At 44.9% G+C, this 18,483-nt stretch carries 5 protein-coding genes; 3 read left to right on the top strand and 2 right to left on the bottom strand.

Features of this window, described 5'->3' with window-relative positions; genetic code table 11:
• The first annotated feature begins 146 nt into the window (after positions 1-146).
• Positions 147-7,316, top strand: coding sequence for a cellulose binding domain-containing protein (locus ACRQ5D_RS14540; RefSeq protein ID WP_432329318.1), 7,170 nt, complete (start codon positions 147-149; stop codon positions 7,314-7,316).
• 163 nt (positions 7,317-7,479) lie between these two features.
• Here the strand turns inward: ACRQ5D_RS14540 and ACRQ5D_RS14535 are convergent, their stop codons facing one another.
• Positions 7,480-8,859 carry a right-handed parallel beta-helix repeat-containing protein gene (locus tag ACRQ5D_RS14535; RefSeq protein WP_091172246.1) on the bottom strand — a complete coding sequence of 460 codons (1,380 nt, stop codon included), beginning with the start codon at positions 8,857-8,859 and terminating at the stop codon, positions 7,480-7,482.
• A gap of 305 nt (positions 8,860-9,164) precedes the next feature.
• The gene (locus ACRQ5D_RS14530) at positions 9,165-13,154 is read right to left on the bottom strand and encodes a hybrid sensor histidine kinase/response regulator transcription factor (protein ID WP_256337505.1); all 3,990 of its coding nucleotides are present in this window, start codon (positions 13,152-13,154) and stop codon (positions 9,165-9,167) included.
• 194 nt (positions 13,155-13,348) lie between these two features.
• Between ACRQ5D_RS14530 and ACRQ5D_RS14525 the strand changes: the two genes are divergently transcribed.
• The gene (locus ACRQ5D_RS14525; RefSeq protein ID WP_256337504.1) at positions 13,349-16,558 is read left to right on the top strand and encodes a SusC/RagA family TonB-linked outer membrane protein; all 3,210 of its coding nucleotides are present in this window, start codon (positions 13,349-13,351) and stop codon (positions 16,556-16,558) included.
• Between the two features lie 23 nt (positions 16,559-16,581).
• Positions 16,582-18,477: a RagB/SusD family nutrient uptake outer membrane protein gene (locus ACRQ5D_RS14520; protein WP_091172244.1), complete on the top strand. Its 1,896-nt coding sequence runs from the start codon at positions 16,582-16,584 to the stop codon at positions 18,475-18,477.
• Positions 18,478-18,483: the final 6 nt, after the last annotated feature.

Below are 18,483 nucleotides of genomic sequence, written 5' to 3'. Positions count from 1 at the left end.
AAAAAACACCAGTTTGCTGTGAGTATCATTTACAGCAGTCATTGTCTTTGGTGTGTCCGATTATAAAACTGTTTTGTTCCACGCTCTTACACGACTTCCAAACATACCGGAACGGCAGTAAATATGTTTACCTAAACAATTAAACCATGAAAAAACTTTTTACGCTTTGTAATTATTTGACAGGTACGCACCGGCAGATAAGGCTGCTGTTGTTTTCGCTGTCGATGTTTGTCACGATGGGTGTATGCGCCCAACCTTTTGTCCATCCTGGCGTGGCCTTTAACCGGGCCGATTTGGATCAATTGAAAGCCAACATTAGCCGCGAACCATGGCTATCCGGTTATAATGCATTTAAAAACGGCTCGCATTCACAATTGGGCTATGGGCAAAAGGGGCCTTTTGCAACTGTTACAAGGGCGCCAAACCTAAACAACAGTGCCTGGATTGAAGACATGCAGGCTGTTCACAACCTGGCCTGGATGTGGTGGTTTACAGGCGACTCAACTTATGCCCGCAAAGCTACTAATATATTGGATGCCTGGGCAGTAACCAATACTACATGGGGCGGCGGAGAATCAATGCTGGATATTGGCGACTATGCGCAGTATTGGGGCGTAGGTGCTGAAATCCTTCGTTGTACTTTTCCCGGTTGGACCGCAGCCAACACACAGCACGTAAAAAATTATTTTGCTAATGTTTTATTCCCTACTTCCTGGGTACCAAGCCCCTTGCGCGACGCGAATAAAGGAGCCCTCCAGTTAAAAATAGCTCTTGCCGCATCCGTTTTTTGTGATGATGTAACCCGGTTTAACCAGGCGGTGGAAGTGTACCGGATGGATGCCGGAGGAGGTATGCGCAATTCGTTGCCCGGTGGCGAAGTTGGGGATTCGGGCCGCGACGACCATTGGCGTGTGCAGGCAGCCGCACTGGCCTGGGGTGCAGAAGTTGCCTACAAGCAAGGTGCAGATATGTTTGCCGAATTGGATAACCGGGTATTGGCTATCGGTGAACTGTATCATAAATACGCTTTTGACGGAGCAACAATGACCTTTATCCCGCTGGGAGGGTATGCAAGTTATTGGACTAACTGGGGTATTCAGCCCGGAGCGAGGGTTGGCGACATGACTAATCTTATTTACAGCGCTTATGCTGTACGCAAGGGAATACCTACCCCTAATACCGACAGGATGAGAGCCGCATTAATGCAGCCCGGTGCCACCAATTATTCTCCTGCCGGCGGCAATTTCTTATACCTGAAATCATCAGATACATCTACCGCGGTTAAGTTGCCCCAGGTATATTATCCTGCTGATCATGTGCAGCCGGTGAGCAACCTTACCAATATTGATATCGGTAATACCGGGTTGGCGGGCAGCGCTGCCTACAATAACGGGGTTTGGACACTTCAAGGCGCCGGAACTTCTACCAGTAATGCTTTTAGCTTTAATTTTAAGAAAATTAGCGGCGATGCCGGACTGGTAGTAAAAGTTGAGAATATGTCGTTAAATACCGGTGGTTGCGGGGTCATGCTACGCCAATCGCTGGCGCCCGGTTCGGCTTTTTATGATATTTTCCTTAAAGCGACAGGCGGTGCCGGAAACCACTACCAACCCAAAGCCCCCTGGTGGTTAAAAATTGAGCGTGTAGGCACCCGCATATTTACATACCATTCGCAGGATGGCATTAGTTGGACCGGTCTCGGTTGCTGGTATTCTGCAACAGGTTTCCCCACGGATTTGTATGCCGGATTTTATGCCCTTTCCAGTAATAACTCGGCGCTAAATATAGCCACGTTCAGTAATGTAGCCTATAGTCAATCTGCACCTGCCGGGTCTCCGGAGATTAGCAGTGCTACCACAGCCACAGCTACCAGTGGTGGGCCTTTCAGTTATAACATCGTAGCCAGTGCTAATCCATCTTCTTATAGTGCCAGCGGCTTGCCGGCAGGGCTTAGCATTGATGCGGCCACCGGTATCATCTCGGGTACACCTACCGCGTTAGGGCAAAGCGAAATTACCATAGCCGCCACTAATGCCAGCGGCACCGGCACGGCAACCCTCATGCTGAATGTGGTCAATAACCAGGCGCCGGCAGCGCCCGCTTCAGCTGCGGCGGCGGTTGTTAACGCTACACAAATTAATATTTCCTGGGTAGCTTCAGCCAATGCTACCAGCTATTCGGTAAAACGGTCGTCATCATCCACCGGGCCGTTTACCACTATACAATCAGGTATAACCAACACATCATATATTGATGCCAGCCCTGTACCCGAGGTAAACAATTATTATGTAGTGACCGCGCTTGCCGGAACATTGGAAAGCGGAAACTCAAATGTTATTTTTTCATCAGTACCACCGGCTGCCCCGGCGCAGCCTGCAGCTGTTAATAAAAACAAGGAAGTTGACTTGAGCTGGAATGCAGCAGCAGGTGCGGCTACTTATAATGTAAAACGCGCTACGATAAGCGGCGGTCCTTATACTACTGTAGCCAATGTTTCAACTACGGCATACGCGGATCTGAATGTAAGCAACGGAAGCCCATACTACTATGTTGTTTCATCTGTGGGCCAAACCAAAGAAAGCTCCAATTCGGCCGAAACATTTGGCGTACCCGGCTCAAGCACTTCAACATGGAGCCAGCAGCCCGAGTCCGACTCGCTTACCCTGGCCAGCAACTGGCAGGAAAACGCGACACCGGTTAATCCAGCCATTATTACTTTTCAAAATAGTGCAGATACCGTACTGACCAACGACATCCCAAACCTCGTAGCCTCGAGAATCCAGTTTAATGCAAACGCCAGCAACTATACCATTGACGGCGCAGCAATTCATTTGCGAAATGACCTGGTTAATAACAGCTCTGGGTATCAAACCCTGAAGATGCCTGTAACGCTCGATACGTTACTCAATGTAAACACCCCCAATGTAAGCGGCACCGTATCATTAATCGGGCAAATAACAGGCACAGGCAGCCTGCTCAAGAACGGTATCGGGTTCCTGTACGCAGGAGGCAATAACACCTACTCCGGCGGTACTATCCTCAACGGGAACGGGCAAAGCTGGCCGCCAGTTTATGGGATGGAAATATCCGGAACAAGTACAGGAGCGCCCTCCGCCCCTACATCAGGCCCGCTCGGTACCGGAAAAATAACCATGAACGGCGGCGCGCTTTTTTCGGCGAACGGTGATGCTACCTTATACAACGATATTGAAATCGCTGCCGGAAAAACCAGTTATTTTTACCAAACCAGCAACGCATTGAACCTTTACGGGCGGCTTACCGGCAGCGGAACAATTATTCAGGATGGTAACGTATATGCCGGTTTACATTTGTTTGCCGATAACAGCAGCTTTACCGGGTACTTTGTATCCAAATTACGCAGCGGCAACTCACGTACCCGTTTTGAAGTGCCGCAATCAGGCAGCGCGAATGCATCATGGAACCTCGACGCCAACGGCAATGATTGCCAGGGCATCATGTTCCCTACCGGCACCATCAGCTTTGGCTCATTGAGCGGCAGGGGCGCCATCCGTACAGATGGTGGCGGCAGCCCAACCATCAGCATCGGTGCACTGAATATAACTACCAGCTACGGCGGAACGATGACCGGCAGTATGAACGTAGAGAAAGTTGGAACAGCTATTCTGACATTTACCGGTAACCAGGCTTATTCCGGAACAACGACGATAAAAAACGGCACTTATTTGCTCAATAACGATCCTAACAGCGGCACATTCACCAGTCCGGTGGTTGCAACGGCCGGCACGTTTGGCGGCAGTGGTAAAAGCACATCATCGGCTACTATCGGTACCGGTTCGGGTACAGGAGCGGCATTGGCACCTGGTAACCAGTCCATTGGCACCATAAAAGTGGGCACCCTCACCATGAATGCCGATGCCACCTATAGAGTAGAATTAAGCACCAGTTCGGCCACCAGTGATAAGGTAAGTACAGCCATTGTTAATTTAGTGAACCAGCCTAAACTACAGATCACGGCTATCGACTCGACCAGCCTGGCCCAGGGAAGTTCGTTCACTATCATTGATAACACCGGAAGTGCGGCAATATCCGGTACATTTAAAGGTTTGCCCGAACTTGCCCCGATAACTGTTGGTAATTTCACGCTTCGCATCAGCTATAAAGGCGGTACGGGCAATGATGTGGTGCTCCTGGACGACCGGCCATTACCGGTAATTATCACCAGCGCGCCAACGGATACCACGCTGATAGGAAAACCTATGACTTATACGGTAACAGGAATTAAGTCGCCCAACCATTTTTCGGCCAGCGGATTGCCGGCTGGGTTACAAATTGATTCTTTATCAGGCAAAATTTCAGGAAAACCAACAGAATCAGGCACCTTTAATGTAAGCCTGTCGGCAGGCAACGGCAGTACAACAGGTACTTCCACATTGGTACTCACGGTACTTAGCAGTGCTGTAAACTCTTTGACAGTTGCCGCGGGCGATGCCAAAAACATCCTTGAATGGCAATCACTTCCAGGCTACAGTTATAACGTTAAACGTTCAACAACTTCCGGCGGGCCATATACCGCACTTGGCTCGGTTAGTAACCTTACCTTCACCGACAGCAATGTAAGCAATGGCACAACCTATTTTTATGTTATAGCCCCTGCAGACAGCACCGGCGAAGGTACCCAAAGCACAGAAGCGGTTGCTAAACCCAATGCCGGGCAACGCGACTTTTATCAATTTGATGAGGAAAGCAGTAGTAAAGGCATTGATGCCTGGGGCGCCAATCATGCTGCACTCGCGGCAACAGCAAGCCGTGCTGCGGGTAAATATGGAAAATCTTTGCTGCTTGATGGTTCTGCGAACGCTTATGCAACATTGCCTGCCGGTATTTTCAGTACCCTGAACGATTTTACCATATCTGCCTGGGTGCGGATGGACGCCATAAGTACCTGGATGCGTGTTTTTGACTTTGGCTCAAGCACTACCCAATACATGTTCCTTACTGTACAGGCCGGTGTTACCAACGGGCAGTCAACCATTCGTTACGCTACTAAAAACGGCTCGGCTGCAGAACAGAATATCAATTACAATTACACCTTCCCATTAAATACCTGGACCTACCTGGCGGTAACGCGGGCGGGCACTACTACCACACTTTATGTAAATGGTACATCGGTTACCTCCTCAACAAACATTACCATCAAACCATCGGCGCTCGGCAGCACCACACAAAATTATCTGGGCAAATCGCAGTTTGCCGATCCGATGTTCAAAGGCTCCATTGATAATTTCAAGATCTACGGCAGGGCATTAAGCAGCACCGAAATTGCTGCCGATGTATTGGGTGATCAAACAATTACCTTCGCGTCCCTCAGCGGAAAAACATTTGGCGATGCCGATTTTGTGCCCGTTGCAACAGCTTCATCAGGTTTAGCGGTTTCCTACAGCAGTTCAGATACTACTGTTGCCAGTGTGATCAATGGCGCCATCCACATTAAAGCGGCCGGAACAACAACCATCATTGCATCCCAGGCCGGAAACAGCAGTTTTAAAGCAGCTACTTCTATTAATCAAAGCCTCACCGTTAGCCAAAAAGCACAAACCATTACGTTTAATGCGATCCCTGGAAAAACAGTTGCCGACAGCGATTTTATGGCCGGTGCTGTAGCCAGTTCTGGCCTTGCGGTAAGTTATAGCAGTTCGGACAGTACGGTAGTTCAGGTAGCGGGCACAAAGTTGCACATCACCGGTGCGGGTACGGCCGTGATCACCGCCTCGCAGGGTGGGAATGCTAATTACCTTGCGGCATCACCGGTTACACAAACCTTAACTGTTAACAAACTGAGCCAAAGCATAAGTTTTGCCGCGTTGCCTTTAAGCAGGCCTGGCGATGCAGATATCAGCCTGAATGCGACAGCTACTTCCGGGCTTACAGTTGTTTACACCAGCTCAAACTTAAACGTAGCTACGGTAATCAATAACAAGCTGCATATTGTAGGTGCGGGCAGCAGTACTATCATAGCGCAGCAAGGTGGCAACGCTCGTTTTGACACGACAGCCTCAAGCAAAGCCTTCACCGTATTGCCATACAATGTCCAGGTACAATACTCCGACGGGGATAACAACCAGCCTGTAAACAATCTCATTAAGCCATTTCTGAAAATTGTTAACCAGGATTCTGTCGCCATTAATTTAAACGAGCTGACCATGAGGTATTGGTTTACCGCGGAAAATTATGCCGGGATCAATTCATGGATTGATTATGCCCAAATGGGGAACAGTAACGTTACCATGAAATATGTTCAGTTACCCAACCCGCGCACAGGCGCCCTGGGTTATATTGAATATGGTTTCCTGAATAACGGCCAGCTCAGCGCAGGCGGCAATTCCGGGGTTATTCAGTCGAGGTTTGCAAACCAGGACTGGTCAAACTTTTCGGAGGCCGATGATTATTCATACCTGCCATACACCGGGAGCTATGCCGCAAACAGCCATATCACCCTTTACCGCAACGGGCAGTTAATTTACGGTACCGAGCCGGCTGCAGTTACAGCTACCACGGCTTTTACTGTATCTTATCAAAACCAAAATCAAAGCACATCCGGAAATACGATCAGTACCTACCTGGTGCTTAACAATACAGGAAACGTGCCTGTCAATTACAGCGATCTTTCCATTCGTTATTGGTTTAGCCGCGAAGGCACAGCAGGATTGAATTTCTCGGTAAGCTATGCCAAACTGGGCAACAGCAAAATCAACAACCGGTTTGTTACTTTAAGTCCCCCTTTAACCGGGGCAGACACCTATCTTGAATTAACCATCGATCCATCGGCCGGTTCGCTTTACCCCTTAAGCAATACCGGTAACATTCAATACCAGGTTAATAAAACAGACTGGTCGGCATTTAACGAGGCCAATGATTATTCGTTTGCTGCCAAAGCTGCTATGGCGCTTAACAGCCATATTACTGTTTATTATAAAGATCAGCTGATTTATGGAACGGAACCTACATTGCTCAGCAGCAATTCGCTGGCTTCAACCTTAGGTCAAAAAACCGGCATTGTACAAGATAACAGCGCACCTATCGGTACTGTTCAAAACAATGTGATCTACCCAAACCCGGTGGCTGCACGCAGCTTCAACATTAAACTAACGCCCGACCTGGAGCAGAAAGAGATCAACCTGGTTATCCGGGATAATTTTGGCAAGGTTATGCAAAGCGGCAGGTATCGTGGTTTTGGCGGTAACCTTGGGGTTCAGTTAACCCGCTCGTATATGACCGGTGTTTACTTTGTTCAGATCAACAATCTGGCACCATTGCGCATGATAGTAAGCCCATGATTTTAGCTAAAAGCAGAATACACAAAGCTTAAAGCTAAAAATGTCATGTCCTGAAAAAAGAGACCAAACTTTAAAACGCAAAAAGGGATGGCAGTGTTGCCGTCCCTTTTGCTTTTACAGGAATTCCCTTTACCCCAGACAGAAACGCCTGATGTATTGCATATTAATACTCTGTAGCCCCAATATCAAAAGCCGTACCCGATGGGCGTACAGCATTATAAAAATCAAATTTTATGCCGTATGATAAAACGTTTGCCCCCTGATCGATAAGCGGCGATGACGGTTGTAAATGAAAATCATCTCCGTTATAATTTACAAACCCGCAAACGCTTACATCTGTATTTACATAATTATTTGATTCGGTAAGTTTAACGCTGGTGCTTTTTAAAATTATCGGCTGTACCGATGCCGATTGTATGATAGCATTATTAATAACGGTATTCATGGGGATAGTTTCAGAGTTTAACTTTATACCGCCTAAAACAGAGCCCACAATGGTATTATTGATAAACTGAAAATTCGGGCCTGGCGTATACCGTGAATCAGCAAAAATACCGTAAGCCTTTGAGTCAATAATATAATTATTGAATACCTGGTTATCCCCAAGACCAAGAACAATGATACCATTGCCTGGTGCATTCTTAACCAGGTTGTTATAACATTGACCGCCGGTACCTTCTCCTATCTGTATGCCATTATTTTGATAAGAAGCAAACGGACTTATCCCCGGGTTTTTAACGGTGTTACTATAGATCATGCATCCCGACGTAGCACTGCCAACCTGGATCCCTTCGGCACCGGTAGAGTCAACAAGGTTTTTGTAGATCCTGGCATTCACGACATCATGAGGTAAAACCGTACCGCAGGAAGTTGAAACGCCATTCTGATAAAAAGAATTTCCTATATAAAGGCCTTCCCCTCCTGTTTTGTGAACGTAATTATCATGAATTATTACATTACTCATGGTAAAATTGCCTCGCCAGGTTGCAGCGTCGCATGTTGGATCGGTTTTTGCCATGATCCCGGCAAACCCGCTGTTACGCACCTCAACATTCGCGATCTCAAAATCCGAGCTCAGATAGTCCATCGTCATACCGATATTGCCGCCGTTCATATCAAACCCGTACTTAATTGAGGAAACGCCATTTCCCATTACCTTAAAGTACTGGCAGTTTTGTGTCTTAAATGCATACGAGGCGGTAGTTTCTGTAGTGAATGACACCCTTCCGCCCTGGTTAACAATTAAGATTGGAGCGGCGGCTGTTCCTTTAAAGTTTTTAAGCAGCAAAGCCCCACGTTCACCGGCGGGGATATATATTATAGCCCCCGCCGGGATATTTGTCCCGTCAACCATCCACTCGGTAGTTTTAACGGTGTAAGTATAGGTAGTTACCGGCTTGGTTTTCAAACTTTGCAGTTTTCCATTCTGCTCCGGAATTGAACTTGCCGGTGTCTCAATTTTGTTTATACTTTTTGAACACGCGAAGCATGATATTACCAGCATACCAGCTATCATGCTTAGTAAGTAATTGTTATTTCCCATTTATTAATCTGAAAGAGTTTTGATAATCAACCATTCCCTGTTGTGCGGAACCGGCAGTTCTACGTTATTTTTTTACATATTGTTGCCCGCACAATTAAATCACCCGCTTGCAGCGTTCTGGGGCTTCGGTAATAAACAAGAATTGTAAAAAAGAGGGTTGCTTTAATAGCACATGATTGCATGGGGCCATCGCCGATGCAAAAGGCTTGCAGCTTATAACTGAGTGGAATTACCCTCCCGGACGCCCGTATGATTATATAAAGACCATTGCCGCTGACTTAGCCTGATAGTCCATCCTGGTAAGATTAAACCTGTTTTACTTTACTGCGCTTAGTCTGCTGATATTCAGTGGGTGTTGTACCGAATTGCTTCAGGAAATTACGGCCCAGGTGTGATTGAGAACTGTAACCTACCATGTTGGCTACTTCGTAGATCTTATAATCACCTTCTTCCAGTAATTGCGCGGCAGCCTTGAGGCGGGTGATATTGATAAGCTCGTTAATAGTAAGGTTGGATATAGCTTTAACCTTGCGGTACAGCGTTGGCTTACTCATGTTCATGAGGTTAGCTATCTGCTCAACATCAAGCTCGGCGTTTTGGATGTTTTTGTAGATAACACCGTTTAGCTTATCCAAAAAGCTTTCATCAGGTTTTGAGTAGGCCATCGACTTGATATGTGCCAGCGGCGAGCTCGCAAAATGCTCCTTAATTTTATTACGGTTAATAAGCAGGTTAGCTATCTGCACCTGCAAATGTTCGGGCGAAAACGGTTTTTCGATATAAGCATCTGCGCCAACCTCCAGGCCTTCAATTTTACTTTGCAGGGTATTTTTTGCAGTAAGCAGTATAATGGGTATGTGGCTGTAATCGAAATTGGTTTTAATGGTTTTGCATAGTTCAAACCCGTCTATTCCCGGCATCATTACGTCGCTTATAATAAGCTGGATGTTCTCGATGGCGATCATATCCAACGCTTCCTGTCCGTTAAGGGCTTTAATAACCGAATATTTGTCGCTCAGATCATCCGAAATAAAATCAAGTATTTCCGGGTTATCATCCACTAAAAGTATAACTGGTTTCATAAAGTCAATATTCTCCTCTCTGTTACTTAGGTCAGCCTGCTCATATTCATCGGGGGTAATATACAGGTCGAATTCTTTTTCCTGGTGAACAGGCAAAGTAAGGTTAAATATATTAAAATCGTTAATAGATTTATTCAACACTAATAAACCTTTATGCAATTCGGCCAGCGAGCGGGACAGGGAAAGCCCTATTCCTGTGCCAATTTGCTTTTCAGATTCTTTCATCCTAAAGAAAGGTTCAAAGATCTTTTCACGCATTTCATAAGGGATCAGGTGCCCGCTGTTCCTTATTTCGATGGTAAAGGTGGGGTCGTTTTCCGCATGATCGAGCAGTTCGATCTCTACAACCGATGTACTGTATTTAATAGCGTTGTTGATGAGGTTACTTATAATTTTGGTGAATGCCTCAATATCAACATAAGCATACACCGTTTTAACCGGATGTATAAAGGTATAGCTGAGGTTCTTTTGTTCGGCCATAGGTTTAAACCGCAAAAAGGTATCGGCAAGCAGATCCATAATATCGGTTTTAACAAAGCTTAGGCTGAAGCCATTGGTTTCGGTTTTTCTGAAGTCGAGCAATTGGTTAGTAAGATCAAGCAGCCGGTTGGTATTCTTTTCCATGATCTTCAGGTTGTTCTGAATATCCGGGACTTGCTCCGCACGCCTGATCACTTTTTCCATTGGCCCTTTAATAAGCGTTAAAGGTGTACGGATTTCATGGGCCACATTAGTGAAAAATTCGATCTTGGCATTATAGATCTGCTTCTCCTTGTCGTTTTCAAGGGTTTCGATAATACGTTTGTTTTTCTCGCGGGTTTTACGGTGATAGCTTCTGAGCAGGTAGTAACCTGTTAGTAAAAACAACAGGCAGTAAGCAATGTATGCCCAAACGCTTTCCCAAAAAGGTGGCGCTATATCAATTTCAATACTTGTTTCTTTTTGGGTCCAGGTGCCGTTATTGTTTGCCGCTTTTACTACAAAGGTATAATGACCGGGCTGCAGTTGCGTAAAGTAAACTTTTCGGTTGCGTTTAAGCTCGGTCCAGCCTTTATCCAAACCTTTCATCGTGTATTTATATTGGGTCATTTCGGGCGATGGAAAGCTCAGCGCAGCGAAATCAATACTAAATGAGGATTGGTTATAATTAAGGTTGATCTTTTTTGTGGTTATGATAGATTGTTTTAATAGTGAATCGGCACCATTAACAGAGATCTCTTTATTGTGCACCTGGAACCCGGTTATATAAACCGGGGCTACAAAGTAATTTTGCTTAAAACTGGCAGGGTTAAAGCTAACCATACCACGTACACAACCAAAATACATGGTACCGTCGGCATCTTTAAAAGACGAGTTGTAGTTAAACTGGTCACTCAACAAACCGTTGGCTTTTGTATAAATTTTGATGCTTCCGGTATTATCATTAAAGCAAACCAGCCCCCGGGTAGTGCTGATCCATAGATTTTTATGGCTGTCTTCTTCAAGCCTGAAAATGTAATTACTCGGAAAGCCGTTATTGGTGTCATAAAACTTATAGCTATCGGTGTCGGGATCGTATCTCCATAAACCCAAACCTTCGGTAGCAAACCATAATTTATGGTTGCTGTCCTCAAAAACACCGTTAACCGTGGTGGTGTTAAGCACGTTTTTAACGGGGTACCGATAGTTTAGTTTAGTGCTTGTGTTGTTTGCCGGATTGTAACAGTAAATACCATCCCTTACCGTGCCAACCCATATTTTACCCATATGGTCTTCGGTTATGGCGTAAATGAAATCATATGGGGGCAATTTATCTATCAGGGTAAAATCCTTGCTTGCCAGGTTATACCTGTAAATGCCACGGGTAGTACCAACAAAAATGAGCCCGCCGCGGGTTTTGCAAAAGCAAATTATAAAGTTGCTTTTGAGATCATTATTTCGGTTACCGGCCAGGTAAACGCGTTCAACCTTGCCGGTTTTAATGTTCATGATATCCAGTCCCCGTTCAAAAGTGCCTATAAACAGTTCATTGCCTAAGGCTAATATACCGTGGATGTTGGTATTGGAGATGCTGGCGCTTCCGCCGGGGGTATAATGCGTCCAGGTATTATCCGGAGCCAATTTGTTTAATCCGTTGTCTTCGGTCCCCATCCACAGGTTGCCGTATATGTCTTTAGTAATTTCACGCACCACGTTTCCTTTAAGGGAATTTGGCTCAGTGTCAGGGTAAAATTTGTTAAAGGTTGAATACTGTTTAGGGTAATAATTGAGGCCGCCAAAGTAAGTACCAGCCCAAACACCGCCTTCCGAATCTTTCCAGAGGCAATAAACGGCATTATCCGATATAGAGTAAGGATCATTGAAATGCTTTCTGAGATTAAGGAATGTGCCCTTTACCGAGTCATAAATAAATACGCCCGATTCAGTGGCTATCCAGTATTCAGTGTCGCTGTATTTTAAAAAATCGCGTACATAAACAGCCGTTTTATCGGGATTGTAGTTAAGCAGGTCTTTATAGGTATAGGTTTCAACATCAAACTCCTTAAAACCATGGCTATTGGTACCTACAAATATTTTGTTGTTACCGGCATAATAAATCTTCTCAATAAACTTTGAAGTCACTTTATCAGTTGGCTTAAATACGTTGTAAGCGGTAAAAGTGCGGCTCGCCTGGTCCAGTTTCTCCACTGCGCCCGTTGACGAAGATGCCCACACTGTACCATTAATGATAACTACAGACGTAGCCTCAAAATGCTGCGAAGGCCAGTAATCTATTCTTTCGCCGGTTTTAGTGTTATATCTTATTAATGAAGCTCCGGCCACAAACCAGCAATTATCATGTTCATCAAAGGTGATACTGCGCACACCGTTAATGTTTGCTGTATTGATATGTGTAAATGTTTCGGACAGGGGATCATACTTATCAAGGCCCTCGTCGGTACCTATCCAAAGTGTACCTTCTTTATCAAGGCACAGGGTATGCACCATATTGTTGGAGATGGTGCTTTTATTCGCGGGGTTATGTCTGAACGTTTTAAAGGTGTAACCATCAAAACGGTTAAGGCCGTCTTTAGTGCCAAACCACAAAAAGCCGCGCCTATCCTGCATGCTGCAGTAGACAGTATTATGCGATAACCCATGCTCAACCTGGTAATGCTTGAAGTAGTAGGTCTGCGCATTGCAAATACCGAATGATACTGTAAAAAATAATAGAAATATGTATAGTGGTTTCAAAATAATCAGCTTAACGCAAATATAACCAATCTGTTGCAGCGTTTCCCTTCTCCCGAAAATTGATACTTTTTGACTAAGTATTGATATGATTTGGTTAAGCGCCGGGCCCAAAATCCTTTTTCTTTACAACATGATTTTAGATATGTCAATTGTACATTTTTAAAATCAAAACTTAACCAATTAATAGATCATTTATGAGAAAATTTTTACTACTCAGGCATGGGGGGAACCCTCATGTGCAGTGGCCGCCCAGTAAATGGAGCCCCAAAGTAATGCTAATCGCTTTTTTCATCATGACCGGTTTCCTTTTTTCATTTAGTGCATCCGCACAAAATAAAATTAAGGTTACAGGTAACGTGACAGACACCACCGGCCTGGCCCTGACAGGCGTAGCGGTAAGGGTGCAAGGCACGCAGGGTGGAACAACGACAGATGCGCAGGGTAACTTTTCAATCAATGTACCTAATGCAAACAGTACATTAACGTTTACTTACATCGGGTTCGTCAAACAGGAGATTGCCCTGCAAGGCAGAACAACATTGAAAGTTCGGCTTCGCGAAACAAATTCTTCCTTACAGGAAGTTGTTGTTACCGGCTATGGATCGCAGAAAAAAGCCTCTATTACAGGTGCTATCTCCAGTGTAACCAGTAAGGATATTGATCGTGTGCACGCGGGTTCAACGGTTAGTACCACGCTTGCCGGTAAAATTCCGGGTGTAACCTTCAGGCAGTCAGAAGGCAGGCCGGGTGCCAGCGCCGCCATCCAGATCCGTAATATGGGCGCGCCTCTATTCGTAATTGATGGTATCCAGCAGGACGAGGGTCAATTTAACAACCTTGCCCCTAACGACGTAGAAAGCATCGCGGTACTAAAAGACGCATCTGCTGCAATTTACGGTGTACGTGCGGCAAACGGTGTTGTTGTGGTAACAACCAAAAAAGGTTCGGGCGAATCAAGGATCAACATCGATGCCTATACCGGTTACCAAAATTTTTATCGTTTCCCTAACGTATTGACCAATTCGTATGATTACATGCGTTATTTAGCTGATGCACAGGTTAACAGCAACGGTTCAACTACTATTACCCAGGCCGATCTTGACAAATATAAAGCCGGTACCGAAAAAGGTTACCAAAGCTTTAACTGGCGCGATTATGTTTTGAAAGCCAATAATAATGCCCCTCAAAACTCAGCCAATATTAACTTTACCGGTGGTACCGATAAATTAAACTACTATGTATCGGCAACTAACCTGCATCAAAACTCTCAGTTAGGTAAAGAATACCTTTTTAATCGTTCAAATATTCAATCTAACATATCGCTGAAAGTAGCCAACGGTTTAAAGGTAAGCATGGACGTTAACGGCCGTATCGAAACCCGCGAAAATCCTGGCGTACCGGGAGGTGATGATTACTTCCTTGCCCGCTTTGCCGTTTTAAGAAATACGCCGCTTGAGCGCCCTTATGCTAACGATAATCCGGCTTACTTGAATGATATCGGTCACACCGAGTCAAACTATGCTTTCCTTAACAAAAAGCTATCGGGTTTATATCACAGTGATTGGCGCGTTTTACAAACCAATTTTGGTGCGGAATACCAGGTGCCTGGTGTTAAAGGCTTATTGGTAAAAGGTTTGTACTCATATTATATTGCTGATTATTTGTTAAATAACCAGGAATATACTTATAACGCGTATACTTACCGCCCTGCAACTGATACTTATGATGTAACCGGTGGTAGTACCAACCCTTGGCGCGAACGTGAACAGAAAAAAGAATTTGCTAAAACTTACCAATGGCAAATTAACTACAACAATACTTTTGGTAAACACACCATAGGTGCTACGTTTGTTTCTGAACGTATTGAGCTACAGCACCTGCGTAACTGGATCCACGCTTCACCGGTATCAAACAACCTGCCGCTTATTTACTTCCCAACCGCAGATCAGTACCAGGACAGCGACAACAAAGAAGCCCGTACAGGTTATATCGGCCGAATTGATTATAACTACGATAACAAATATTATCTGCAATTATCTGGCAGAAGGGATGCTTCGTACCTGTTTGCTCCTGATAAACGCGTAGGTTACTTCCCCGGTGGATCTATCGGTTGGCGTATTACCCAGGAAGGTTTCATGAAGAAGCTTCTTGGTGAAAACAGCTTCCTGAACGATTTGAAAATCCGTGCATCGTATGGTGTATTGGGTGATGACCGCGATCCTAATAACGCTAATAACCCGATCGTAACCCCGTATGCTTACCTGCCGGGTTACAACTATAACGCAGGTACCGCTATTATTGACGGTAATGCTATCGTTACTTCAACTGATAAAGGTTTGGTAACAACCAATATTTCATGGTCAAAAAGTAAAATGACCGATGTGGGTATGGATTTCACCATGCTTAACAACAGGTTGAGTGGTGTTGTTGATTATTTCTACCGTAAACGTACTGGCTTGGCTGGCCCGCCATCTAAATTGGTGTTGCCGCTGGAAGTAGGTTATACATTACCTGCAGAAAACTCAAGCAGTGATTCACAATCAGGTGGTGAGTTTTCGTTGAACTGGAACGACAGGATTGGAAAAGTAAGCTATAACATCGGTGGCAACATTTCTTACTCCCGTCAGAAATCAATATTCAGGAACGAATATTTTGGTAACTCATTAGAGCAATATTTTGGCTCGGCGATAAACCGTTACGCTAATATCGATTGGGGTTATACAGTTGTTGGTCAGTTCTCATCAATCGAACAGATTAACAATTACAAAATCAATAACGATGGTCAGGGTAACAGGACAATGCTTCCGGGAGATTTAATGTATAAAGACTGGAACGGCGACGGTAAAATTGACGGTTATGATACACGTCCTATTGGTTACGGTTATGGTAAACAGCCAAATATCAACTTTGGTTTAACATTGGGCGCTGCCTATCATGGCTTTGATTTTCATGCAGATTTTTCAGGCGGTGCAGGCTATACCTGGTTCCAGAACTGGGAAACAAGGTGGGCTTTCCAAAACAATGGAAACCTGAATACCATATTTGAAGACAGGTACCACCGTACAGATCCGTTTGATATAAACAGTGCGTGGGTGCCGGGTAAATATCCTGCCAACAGGGTTAACCCGGGTACTACCAACAGTGACTATGATCGTAACTCAACTTTTTGGCTGCACAGTGTAAAATACCTGAGGGTGCGTACATTGGAGTTAGGTTATTCATTACCTACCCAACTGCTGGCAAAAGTGAAGATCAAGAGAGCGCGTTTTTATGTTAACGCCTACAACATGTTCTCGTTTGATAACCTGAAACAGTTTGGCGTTGACCCTGAAACAACGGATGATAACGGGTTACAATTCCCACAGAGCAAGGTGCTCAACTTTGGTGTTAATTTAACCTTTTAATTGATTCCTCAAGTTTAAACCAAATGAAAAAAACAACCATTATATCAACATTTGCACTCCTGTTAGTTACAGGTGCCTGCAAAAAAGACAGTGCCTTTTTGGATGTACCGCCCAAGCAGGTGGTAACTTCAGATGTCGCATTCTCCGACCCTAACCTTGTACTTTCCATTCTTGCTGACCTATATAACCGTGTTTATGATTTTTCTGGCCTGGATAACGGCTGGGCATCATTTGCTGATTTCAGCGAATCGTTCCCTTCAGAAAATGGCAGCTATTATATAGTACAGCGTACAGGCTGGGATTTTGGCTCATGGGGTACATGGGATTATAAATATGTTCGTGATCTGAACTTATTTATTGAGCGCGCTACTGCCGCTACCAAGTTAACAGATGCACAGAAAAACCAGTTTATTGCCGAAGGCCGTTTTTTACGCGCTCAGTATTACTTTGAGCTGGTAAAAAGAATGGGCGGGGTTCCATTGATCACCAAATCGCTTAACTACGATTTCTCTGGCAACGTTGAAGCTTTACAGATCCCACGTGCAAAAGAGTCGGAAGTTTATGACTTTATCATCAGCGAGGCAGAAGCAATAAAAGGTTTATTACCGGTTAACGTTTCTGAAAAATCAAGGGCTACCCCTGCTGCTGTATTGGCTATGGAATCAAGGGCTGCTTTATATGCTGCTTCAATAGCTAAGTATGGTGCCACAACACCTCAGGTTTCATTGCCTGGCGGAGAAGTAGGTATCCCGGCCAGTGCTGCTACCGGTTATTACACTAAAGCGCTTGCTGCTGCTAAAGAGATTATATCTGGCACAGCTGGTAATTATTCGCTTTACAAACAATTACCTGATTTAAGCGATAACTTTGCCAACTTGTTCCTTGATAAAAGCAGCTCGGAGTCCATCTGGGTTGAGGATTTCAAGGCCAACGGTGGTAAAACACACGGCTTCACCACCAACGACCAACCTTTCTCAATTTCAGACGAAGGTTTGGACGCAGGCAGGTTAAACCCGTCATTAAACCTGGTTGAGGCATTTGAAAAGCTTGACAATACTTATGCCCCAATGGCAACTAAAGACGGATCAGGTAACCCTATTTACTATACCGATCAGTTAGATATGTTTGCTGGCAGGGATGCAAGGCTTGCCGGTACTGTATTATTGCCTAATGGATTGTTTAAAGGTAAACGTACCGAGGTATATGCAGGTTATCAATTAGGTAACGGTACTGTTATATCAAGCAGCGATGCTACTATTACACAGGATGTTCCGGGCTTGGGTAAAGTACAGGTTGTAGGTAAAGATGGCCCGGTTAACGGCGCAGAATTCCGTACTCAAACCGGTTTTTATATCCGCAAATACCTTGATCCAACTGTAGGTTCTGGTCGCCGTGGCCGTGGTAGTGATGTTAACTTTATCCGTTACCGCTACGCCGAAGTATTGCTGAACGCTGCCGAAGCAGATGCCGAATTAGGTAATTATGCAGAGGCTTCAGGCTACTTAAACCAAGTGCGTGTAAGGGCTGGCCTTACTACTCCATTGGTGCTTACCGCAGCTAATTATTTTGACCGTATTGTTCATGAGCGCCGTGTTGAACTTGCTTTTGAAGGTCATACTTTATTTGATATGAAACGCTGGAGAATTGCTGATGCCGTTTGGGATGGTAACTCAATGTCAGTTGCTGACTTGGTTACTAATATTGGTAAGGCAACTAAACGTAGTACGCAACCATTTGGCTTGTGGCCATATAAATATTATAATCCTGGTGATGTTAACAACGGAAAGTGGATATTTAAGGAAACAAAACCATCGCCGGTTACAGGTTCAAACAGGTTCCTGTTGGGTAACTACTATTCACGCATTGGTGACGATGTTATAGCAGCAAACCCGAAAATTGTTAAACAACCAAATCAATAAGAGTTA

The organism is Mucilaginibacter sp. P25, from assembly GCF_050859465.1.
GTDB classification, from domain to species: domain Bacteria; phylum Bacteroidota; class Bacteroidia; order Sphingobacteriales; family Sphingobacteriaceae; genus Mucilaginibacter; species Mucilaginibacter gossypii.
The sequence above is the reverse complement of the archived record's forward strand: the minus strand, read 5'-3'. Positions and strand labels throughout refer to the sequence as shown.